General features: G+C 63.3%; 12 protein-coding genes. 4 read left to right on the plus strand and 8 right to left on the minus strand.

Annotation, left to right across the window (positions count from 1 at the left end; genetic code table 11):
• Positions 1-57: 57 nt before the first annotated feature.
• A complete protein-coding gene (locus NO998_RS01840) occupies positions 58-531 on the minus strand; it encodes a DUF7384 family protein (protein WP_267645294.1) in 474 nt (157 codons plus the stop codon).
• A gap of 376 nt (positions 532-907) precedes the next feature.
• Between NO998_RS01840 and NO998_RS01845 the strand changes: the two genes are divergently transcribed.
• Together NO998_RS01845 and NO998_RS01850 are read left to right on the plus strand one after the other, a co-directional pair.
• Positions 908-1,519: a metal-dependent hydrolase gene (locus NO998_RS01845; RefSeq protein WP_267645295.1), complete on the plus strand. Its 612-nt coding sequence runs from the start codon at positions 908-910 to the stop codon at positions 1,517-1,519.
• A 40-nt stretch (positions 1,520-1,559) separates the two neighbouring features.
• Positions 1,560-1,928: a cupin domain-containing protein gene (locus NO998_RS01850; protein WP_267645297.1), complete on the plus strand. Its 369-nt coding sequence runs from the start codon at positions 1,560-1,562 to the stop codon at positions 1,926-1,928.
• Between the two features lie 12 nt (positions 1,929-1,940).
• Here the strand turns inward: NO998_RS01850 and NO998_RS01855 are convergent, their stop codons facing one another.
• The gene (locus NO998_RS01855; RefSeq protein WP_267645299.1) at positions 1,941-2,510 is read right to left on the minus strand and encodes a hypothetical protein; all 570 of its coding nucleotides are present in this window, start codon (positions 2,508-2,510) and stop codon (positions 1,941-1,943) included.
• Between the two features lie 50 nt (positions 2,511-2,560).
• Complete coding sequence (locus NO998_RS01860; protein WP_267645301.1) at positions 2,561-3,622, minus strand: mechanosensitive ion channel; 1,062 nt, start codon at positions 3,620-3,622, stop codon at positions 2,561-2,563.
• A 323-nt stretch (positions 3,623-3,945) separates the two neighbouring features.
• Here NO998_RS01860 and NO998_RS01865 point away from each other — a divergent pair, with 323 nt between their 5' ends.
• Positions 3,946-5,190 (plus strand): tyrosine-type recombinase/integrase, encoded by a 1,245-nt coding sequence (locus NO998_RS01865; RefSeq protein ID WP_267645303.1) that lies wholly within the window; start codon positions 3,946-3,948, stop codon positions 5,188-5,190.
• A 6-nt stretch (positions 5,191-5,196) separates the two neighbouring features.
• On the opposite strand, the gene NO998_RS01870 is transcribed toward NO998_RS01865, so the two are convergent.
• From NO998_RS01870 to NO998_RS15845, 3 genes are all read right to left on the minus strand, one after another.
• A complete protein-coding gene (locus NO998_RS01870) occupies positions 5,197-5,382 on the minus strand; it encodes a hypothetical protein (protein WP_267645304.1) in 186 nt (61 codons plus the stop codon).
• Entirely contained in the window at positions 5,379-5,534 is a 156-nt protein-coding gene (locus NO998_RS01875; RefSeq protein ID WP_267645306.1) for a hypothetical protein, read from the minus strand. The genes NO998_RS01870 and NO998_RS01875 overlap by 4 nt, the downstream gene beginning before the upstream one ends.
• A 473-nt stretch (positions 5,535-6,007) precedes the next feature.
• On the minus strand, positions 6,008-6,274 hold the full coding sequence (locus NO998_RS15845) for a CopG family ribbon-helix-helix protein (protein ID WP_379821059.1): 267 nt from the start codon (positions 6,272-6,274) through the stop codon (positions 6,008-6,010).
• Between the two features lie 115 nt (positions 6,275-6,389).
• Here NO998_RS15845 and NO998_RS01880 point away from each other — a divergent pair, with 115 nt between their 5' ends.
• On the plus strand, positions 6,390-6,902 hold the full coding sequence (locus tag NO998_RS01880) for a hypothetical protein (RefSeq protein ID WP_267645308.1): 513 nt from the start codon (positions 6,390-6,392) through the stop codon (positions 6,900-6,902).
• A 44-nt stretch (positions 6,903-6,946) separates the two neighbouring features.
• Here the strand turns inward: NO998_RS01880 and NO998_RS01885 are convergent, their stop codons facing one another.
• Both NO998_RS01885 and NO998_RS01890 read right to left on the minus strand, forming a co-directional pair.
• On the minus strand, positions 6,947-7,678 hold the full coding sequence (locus NO998_RS01885; RefSeq protein WP_267645309.1) for a DUF6339 family protein: 732 nt from the start codon (positions 7,676-7,678) through the stop codon (positions 6,947-6,949).
• Complete coding sequence (locus NO998_RS01890; protein WP_267645310.1) at positions 7,675-8,694, minus strand: hypothetical protein; 1,020 nt, start codon at positions 8,692-8,694, stop codon at positions 7,675-7,677. The genes NO998_RS01885 and NO998_RS01890 overlap by 4 nt, the downstream gene beginning before the upstream one ends.
• Between the last annotated feature and the right edge of the window lie 2 nt (positions 8,695-8,696).

Consider the following 8,696-nt stretch of genomic DNA (forward strand, 5'->3'; position numbering starts at 1 on the left):
GTCAGCGTGAGGCTGTGGTACGCCGAGCGGTAGCCAAGAAACCAGAACGACCGAACTCTACGCCCGCGGGTCCCGGTCCGGTCCGGGGTACTCTCCGTCGCCGACTTCGGGGTAGAGCTTCGCCGGGTCGAACAGCGCCGTGAAGGCCTCAGGCGTGCGGACGGCCACCTCGAAGCGGTCCCGGACCATCGTGTTCCCTTTCGCTCCCGTGAGTCGCTCGTCGAAGGAGAGCACGTGCATCGCGCCGCCGTGGTACGCTGACGCCAGCGCCGGGTGGTCGCCCTCGGGCTGGTCGACCGGCTCGCGTCGTTCCTCGATCCGCTCGCGCCAGTCGGCGGCGAGGTGGGCATCAGCGAGGCGTTCGATCACCGCCTCGGCGTCGTCGAGCAGCGGGTCGCTGGCCACGAGGGTGAGCCACGAGTGCGCCCGGACGTGGTCCAGACAGTCCCGCGCGGCCCCGCCGACCAGGAGGTCCGCGGCGAGCACGTCGCTGTCGGCGACGATCCGCGCCGGCGACGGCTCCTCACTCATCCCTGACCTCCGCGAGCGCGTCGCGGACCGCGGCCACGTCGGTGTCGTACTCGGCAGCACGAGCGAACAGCGACTCCCAGCGTTCGGACATAGCCCACCGCTCGGCCCCGCGGAGTATCGGTGTTTGGATCGGTCCCCGAACCGGCCGCCGACGGTGGGTCATCGGCGCGTCTGACGCGGGTTTAAGGCGACCGAAGCGGTCTATCGGGGCGGGCGCGGTATCCCGTCATCGCCGTGCGCCCGACACGACTCCCATCGACGACGCCCCGCCGTTGCTCGTTCCCCATCTCCCCCGGTGGCAGCTCCGGGCGTCGTCGAGTTTCCCCACCCCCACCAGCGTGAGCGTTATCCGCCGTGAGCGCCTATCTCTTGTACGATGATGGTCACTACCCACGCGCTGGCAGGCCTCCTGCTGGCGATCCCGGTCGCGTTTATCACGCCGGAGTTCGCCGGTGTGGCTGCCGTCGCTGCGCTCGCGGGTGGGGTGTTCCCCGATCTGGACATGCCCGGTGCACACCGGCGGACGCTCCACTTCCCGGTGTACTACTCGCTCGCCGCCGTCGCCGCCATCGCCGTCGCGCTGGTGGCGCCGGCCCCCTGGAGCGTCGGCGCCGCGCTCTTCCTCGCCGCGGCGGCGCTGCACGCTGTCGGCGACGTAGCCGGCGGCGGCCTCGAACTCCGGCCGTGGGAGGCGACCGGCGAACGTGCGGTCTACAGCCACTACCACGGTCGCTGGTGGCGGCCGCGCCGGTGGATCCGCTACGACGGCGCCCCCGAGGACGCCGTCGCCACCCTCGCGCTGGCGGTTCCGGGGATCCTCGTCTACGAGGGGCGCGTCGAAGCCGCCGTCTTCGGCGCCGTGGCTATCGGCCTCGGCTACGCGGCGATCCGACGGCCGATGATCGACTGGACCGAACGCATCGTCGAGAAGCTCCCGCCGGAGCTGCTCGACCGACTCCCCGGCTCGCTGCTCACGGACTTCCGCTGAGCGGCGACGCGCTTTTCGCCCCACGACACCGCCTTTCCGCATGGACGTCGTCGACATCGACGCGGCCTTCGAGCGCTTCGAGGAGACGTGGTCGCCGCGACTCGCCGCCTCGCTCAACGGTCAGGAACTGAAAGTCGCCAAACTGGAGGGGGCGTTCGTCTGGCACAGCCACCCCGACGCCGACGAACTGTTCTGGGTCATCGAGGGCGACCTCACCATCGAACTCCGGGAGGAGCCGGACCGACACCTCAGCGCCGGCCAACTCGGCGTCGTCCCGGCCGGCGTCGAACACCGCCCCGTCGCCGACGGGCTGGCGAAGGTGGTACTCTTCGAGCCCGCGGGCACCGAGAACACCGGCGACGCCGAGGGGACGGGCCGGACACGCGAGGTCGAGTCGCTGGAGGACTGATCAGCGCTCGCGTCAGCCGCGTCGGCGGACGACGAACGCACCGGCGAGCACGACGCCAGCCACGAGCAGGCCGCCCAACGCCTCGTCGACGCTGTGTGCGCCCGTTGCGATCCGGCTCCAGACGAGCAGCGGGGCGACGGCGAGCAACGGCGCGAACCGGCGGTCGATCCCGGTCAGCGCGCCTGCAGGGACGGCGGCGTAGATGACGTGACTCGACGTGTTCCAGAGCGGGACGACGACGAGGTGGAGCAGTGACGTACCGATCAGGAGCGCCGCGTACGGCGCCACGAGTGGCCCCCAGCGACGGCGGCGCCAGACGGCACCGATCCCGGCGAAGGCGAGGACCAGCGCCAGCGCCGCGAAGAAGTCGTCGCCGCCGGGCACTCCCGTGCCGACGAGGGAGAGACCGCCGCGGTAGACGGCGAACGCGACGACCCACGCGGCCCCGACGACGCCGACGCGGGCGGTCAGCGGCTTCCACGCGAGGTCCCGGCGGCGTTCGTAGCCCACGAGGAGAAGCGTCGAGAGCAGGACGAACAGCTCGGGGGTGAACACGGTCGAGAGGGCCGCCGCGACGCGCATACTCCGTGGCTGGCGCGATCCCAAAAAGGCGTTTCGTCACGGCGTCAGGGTCACTCCCTCCCGAACGAGTCGCCGTCCCCCGCGGAGTCCGTGTCGTCGCCCTCCGAGGAATCCGTGTCGGCGAGTGAGTCCGTCCCCGTCGAGTCAGCGACCCTGCTCATCCAGCCGTCGATGTTCTCGGCGACGTACTCCTGCCCGCCGAGGCCGACGGCGATGCCGATACCGATCGCCAGCGCCAGCGCCAGCGCGCCGAAGAAGGCCACGACGAACCCGGTAAAGAGGTTCGTCAGCAGCGTGATCTCGAACCCGATCGTCGCCAGCGCGATCGTCACCGCGAGGTAGTAGATGAACACCTTCACCGCGACGGCGGCGAGGTCGGTCGCGCGGGAGTCACCGGCGTCGGCCACGAGGTCGGCGACGCGCTCGGCGACCCAGATCCCCACCAGTAACACGATCAGCCCGCCCACCAGGGCCGGCAGGTAGGCGACGACCTCGTCGAGGAACGTCGACAGCGCGCCCACGTTCAGGATGTCGGCGACGGCCAGCAGCGTCAAGAGGTAGATGTAGTAGGCGACGGCGGTCCCGACGAGTCGGCCGAACTCGCCCTCCTGGTCGCCCATGCGTTCGAGCGGCGTTCCGCTGAGGTACTTCCCGACCGCGAACCCGCCCACGATGTCGGCCACGACGTCGCCGACGAACCGACCGATGACGAACCCGAGTACCAGGACGATCAACGCCCCGAGCAGGACGGGGAGGTACGCCCCGAGATCGGTTAGTAACCCGGTGAGCATGTCGATATCGAGTACGTCCGCGGCGGCGACGATCGCCACGAAGTAGACGTAGTACGAGACCAGCATCCCGAGCCCTCTGGCGATACTGTCCCTGCCACCGACGTTCTCCACGGCCGTCCCCTCGGAGTACCGGTCGACGCCGAGGCCACGAACGACCCGGGTGACGAGACCGCCGAGTATCCGGCCGACGATGTACCCCACGACGAGGATCAGGAGCACCCCGAGGACGGTCGGGAGGAACTCGATCACGTCGGCGATCGTTTGGCTGATCGTTTCCGAGATCGTTCCCTGGAGCGGATCGACGGGAATTGGTAGCATCATGTGACTGTACGTTCTCCCCAACTGACTTTCGTTATAGAGGCTATACGACGTGACCCGCGATACGTGGGCATAGAGGGGCTATTTCACCCGATTTCAAGCCGGAGACGCGCGCGGTTGCTCACCGCTACCGATACACGTCAGTCGAACGGGACGGGCTGGCTGGACCAAGCCAACGGGAAGCGGGACTACAGGGTGTGGGTACTGCCGGAACGTCGACCCGAACTGACCAATCGGCGCCGCTGTCGGATCGGGTTCGTAGAAAGCCTAGGCCGGGATGTGTACATGGGGTTCATAATCTCAGCTATTATATTGAAGTTATCGGCATGACCGACACCAGAGCCAAAGTCGAGTCCCTCCGCGAACGCATCCAGGACTCCAGCGACCTCAGCGACGACGACTGCGCCGCTCTCCTTGAGTTCAGCAACACTCTGTATCTCCTGAAGTCGGAGTACACCGACTACCGTCACGAGAAGCTCCTGCGCCACTGTACGATCATGGCTGAGACCGTCGGCGGTCTCGCGGAATCTCTCCACGATAAGGAATCCGCGGAGGACCTCGTCCGATGGATCAACGTCACCTACGAGAACGAGAACACCAACCACGACTACCGGACTGCTCTGCGGGTCTTCGGTAACCGTGTAACCGAAGAGGAAGGGATTCCGGACAGCCTTGAGTGGATCCCTTCGGGTACCTCCAACAGCCACAACCCCGTCCCGAACCCGGCCGATATGCTCGAGTGGGAAACCGACGTTATTCCGATGATCGAAGCCTGTCGGAATTCCCGGGATAAGGCTCTCCTCGCCGTCGCGTTCGACTCCGGCGCACGGAGCGGAGAACTCCAAGATCTCACCGTCGGGGACGTGAACGATCACCGACACGGCCTCCAGGTCATGGTCGACGGGAAGACGGGACAGCGCTCTGTCTCGCTCATCCCGAGCGTCCCCTACCTCCAGCGGTGGATGAGCGACCACCCGGATTCGACCGACGGGAACGCTCCCCTCTGGTCGAAGCTCGATGACGCCGAGGAAGTTTCCTACCGGTGCTACCTCAACATCTTCAAGCGGGCGGGAAGGAAGGCCGGTATCTCGAAGCCGACGACACCGACCAACTTCCGTAAGTCGAACGCCACCTACCTCGCCGAGAAGGGGATGAACGAGTCGTACATCAACGACCGACAGGGCCGGACACGAGGGAGTAAGGCGACCGCGCACTACGTGGCGAAGTTCGGCGGTCGAGCCGAGGACGAGTACGCCCGCCTGCAGGGACTCGAAGTCGACGAGGAAGAACCGGAACCGATTGGTCCGGTCAAGTGCCCTCGATGCGGGAACGACACTCCCCGCCACGAGCCCGCTTGTGTTCACTGCCAGCAGGCGCTCAGTCACGAAGGAGCTGAATCCATCGAAGAGGAAGAGCGAGAGGTCCGAGACGTATTCTTCCGATTCGCTCAGGAGAACCCCGGTGTCTTGGAGGACTACCAGAGATCTCGGGACTTCACGGAACTTCTCGAAGAGAATCCGGAGCTCTTCGAAGACGCACAGTCGTTCGTTGAAGCGCTCGCGGATCAGTAGCATCGCCTAGCGAACTTTCAGCTTGAGCCGGTCCAGCTCTCCTTGAACGTCTTCCAGCCCTTGGGTATCCTCTGCGTTCGCGAGGAGAGCCAGAGCGTACGCCCGCGCTTCGTCGTTACCGCAGGCGAGGATCCGGCTGAGCATGTCGCCGTTCTGTGCGACGTACTCTTGGATGTCGTCCGCAGCGCTCACTTCAGTTCCTCCAGCATCTGCAGAGTCGCCAGGGACCGGCGAAGGGACTCGCTCACTTCGAGGGCCGTGTTGATGTAGGCCGACGAGATCGGTTGGACGAACTCCCCCTCGCCGTTGGTGGACTCGTCGTGGAGGTCTTCGATGACCGCCATCGAGGACTCGATCTCGCGAGTAGCCGATTGGTATATCTCCGTCTCGGACCTCGTGAGCCAGACCGGGGTCAGAGAGTTGCGTACGTTACTTGCTTTGTCGAAGGTGTTGTCTTCCATCTGGATTCTTCGTCGTGCTCGTTCCCGGCCGAGCACGTCGACGAGCAAGCGCGACCGACCAGCGAAGTATTATTACGAACCCCTCCAACGTGTGGAGTAGGATCGTCGGCTTCGCCGATATCCTGCTCGTCGTGCCGTCGTTCGGACCCGGGCATACGTTTGGACCCGTTCACCCAGGTCGGTCGTTTCTCCGGCACGACGTAACCACGTCGCCACCGGCTGGTTCTATCGTATTCCGGGTATACCATAACTGTAAGCTTCTCCCAAACTTGCCGCTATTTTCGGAGCAAAACCGACAGACAGCGGCGGGTAATTGGTGGGGTGATGTTTATGTACTCGGCCGGGACCTGTTCTTGCTACCCCGACAGATTCAAATCGAGATCCCGGCTCGGGTCGTAGACCGGCTTCTTTGAGCCGGGCGTTCGTCCGTTCTCTCTTCGGGGCCGACTTCGATCCTTCTCCGAATTGGTCGGTCGCAGGGAGACCCCGTCCGGGTCCTCTTCGAGGTAGTGGCGGATCGCCCGGCGAACGATGTCTGACCGAACTGTGCTTTCTGCCGTTGCCGCCGCATCGACGCGTTCCCCGAGGTCACGCGGAAGGCGGCAGGAGACGTGTGTTGTCACCGGATATACGAAGGAATACGAAGGTATTGTAGATTAGTGAGAATTGGTGATTGGTGGGATGCCCACCTCGACCCGTTGCGTAGTTTTATCATTTCTCTCAGAAATGTACCTCCTTGTGTACTTCTGTGACGACTGTGGGAGCATGATAACCCCACAGAACGGGAGTGGCGAGTGTGGTACCTGCGGCGCGGAGTACGAGATAGAGGGGGTAGAGTCCGAATCCCTTGAGAGCGAAACTGACGAGGATCGGGGCCTCGCCGACGGCGGGAAGACTATGAAAACGGAACTAGAGACCCTGCCGACGACCAAATCGGGGAACATTCCGAAATCAGAAGCCATGGACTGGCTTGAGAACCGGGACCGCCCGTCGGGAGCCGAAATGAGGCGAGCGACAATAGAGAAGCCGAGCGGCTTCAAGGGGAGTACCTACCCGACGGATATCTCGAATATCAGGGTCACCGGTGATCCCCAGTTCATCGAAACGATCGCGGGGCTGTTCCGCTGGATCGTCGACATGGAGGACTACAGCCGGCGAGTCGAGATTAACCTGAAAGAGACCGAGGACCGGGAAACGGGAGAGAAAACGGGGAACTACGCTTTGTACCTCTCTGTGGCTGAGAGAGGATAGCTCACCTCGCTCCTTGCAGTCCGAATTAGTAGCGAGAGGAAGAACTACGCTTCCCGTTTCGCTTCCTCGTCTTCTCGAATTCGTCTAATCTGACGTTCTAAATCTTCTCGTGAGCGGTCTTCCAGTTGATACATCGTTAGCGCTTTCTTGAACCGGGTCGTCGTCTCGCTGATCACGTCGTTGTGTGAGCGGTAGAGTTCCTCGGCACAGACCGCCGACGCATACCGATACCGCCGGAACGAACGATCCAAGACGAAGTTCGCTAGACGCTGTTTGTTGTAGAGGCGGTGTGCGTTCGTCAGATCGGCATCCTCTGGAGCTGCGTCGTACGGCACCTTGGTCAGCTCTGCGCCCCACCAGAGCCGACCCAGTGCGTTGGTGTACGGGTTCCGCCCCGCTCCGAGGAACTTCTCTTCGATGTCCTCGTTGTCTCCCCAACGATCTCGAACGAAGTCCGGATACTTGACGCTCGCGAGGTAGTGCCAGACGCCGGGCATCGCTGCCACACGATCCGGTATGTCGACTGCGAGACGGATCGTGGGTGCGACTGCTGAGTCAGCGATTGTCCCCCCAGACTGTGAACCAAAGTCTACGTGCTCCCTCACCGCCTCGATACGACGGTCTAGTAGATCTGTGTCTACGGTCCCGTCGACGTCCTCTCGTACGTGCTTCGAGATACCGTCTAGGGGGAACTCGTCGTATGCCCCGGCGCGGATCTTCGATTGGACCTTGTTGTACCCTTCGTCGGTCAGCCGTTTGATTGGTTCAGTACTCATGGGCCGTCAAGTCGGATGTGGCCGTTCAGGTGGCTGCTCTGCTTGGTGTAGAGCTGAATAGCTTGGTTCAGATGGTCGGAGAACTCGCGGAGGTTCTCGGGTTGGACCGCATCGCTTAGCTTCGTCTCAGTCTCTTCTACATCCAAATCGGGATACAGATAGTCGTCGAGCTCGACTAGAAGTCCCTTCTGCCAGTCGTGTTCACACTCGCCGTTCTCAGCGACTGTGCCGGCGGTGTGGAGGACTAGTTGGACGTAGGTCATCGTCGATATCTCCGCCCCCACGATTTTCCGCATCCGCGGTCGGAAACCACCACCACGCCCACTTTCGAGAACGTCAACGATCTCGTCGTGGTGACTATTGACGACGACTTTCGGATCCTGTCGGGATCCCTGTAGGGCGTGCACGAGCTCTTTGTTGAGCTCGTGGTCGTCATCGGAGAAGTCCTGATACATACTCGGGAACCCTTCTCCTTCGGTATCCATACTGTCAACTTTGACGACCCACGGCTTTCCAGCAGCTACCTGCATCCCGGCGGACGGTGCATAGGGAAGCCCTTCGTCACAGTCGTCTGTGCGGACGAGACGAGGCTCAAGTAGCACCTCGCCGTGGACGTTCTCACGGGCGAACGTGTGCTCGAAGTCGAAAGACCGAATCTTCCCGTTCTCGATCTCGTCGAGTGGCCCCCTCTTGACGACGTTCGGGAGCCTTCGCTGGGTGTCTAGCGTGTCGATTTTGACGATCACCTTGAGCGGTGGTTCGTCGTACTCGTCTTCGGGGACGAGAGTTTTAAGAGTGGACTCGTCGACGTTCACGTCGCCGACGATCGTCACTTCTTCCCAACTCCCGTATCCAGTAACGTCTACGATTCGTTCGTCGTAATCCGGGGACCCGAGGCTGTCTCTGTCCCCGTTGAGGCCGAACCCCTCGATTCCGAGGTCCAACCCGGACTCGTCGTAGTGGTACGGCTGGCCCGCTTTACTCGTCGTCGACTCGCGTTGGTTCGAGCGTGGCATCC

It is taken from the genome of Halolamina litorea (assembly GCF_026616205.1).
Lineage (GTDB): Archaea > Halobacteriota > Halobacteria > Halobacteriales > Haloferacaceae > Halolamina > Halolamina litorea.

Excerpts from the sequence above, each read along its gene's own strand:
- NO998_RS01885 (WP_267645309.1), bottom strand. The coding sequence starts at position 7,678 with ATGAGTACTGAACCAATCAAACGGCTGACCGACGAAGGGTACAACAAG.
- NO998_RS01845 (WP_267645295.1), top strand. The coding sequence starts at position 908 with ATGATGGTCACTACCCACGCGCTGGCAGGCCTCCTGCTGGCGATCCCG.
- NO998_RS01840 (WP_267645294.1), bottom strand. The coding sequence starts at position 531 with ATGAGTGAGGAGCCGTCGCCGGCGCGGATCGTCGCCGACAGCGACGTG.
- NO998_RS01850 (WP_267645297.1), top strand. The coding sequence starts at position 1,560 with ATGGACGTCGTCGACATCGACGCGGCCTTCGAGCGCTTCGAGGAGACG.
- NO998_RS01855 (WP_267645299.1), bottom strand. The coding sequence starts at position 2,510 with ATGCGCGTCGCGGCGGCCCTCTCGACCGTGTTCACCCCCGAGCTGTTC.
- NO998_RS01875 (WP_267645306.1), bottom strand. The coding sequence starts at position 5,534 with ATGGCGGTCATCGAAGACCTCCACGACGAGTCCACCAACGGCGAGGGG.
- NO998_RS01860 (WP_267645301.1), bottom strand. The coding sequence starts at position 3,622 with ATGATGCTACCAATTCCCGTCGATCCGCTCCAGGGAACGATCTCGGAA.
- NO998_RS01865 (WP_267645303.1), top strand. The coding sequence starts at position 3,946 with ATGACCGACACCAGAGCCAAAGTCGAGTCCCTCCGCGAACGCATCCAG.
- NO998_RS01890 (WP_267645310.1), bottom strand. The coding sequence starts at position 8,694 with ATGCCACGCTCGAACCAACGCGAGTCGACGACGAGTAAAGCGGGCCAG.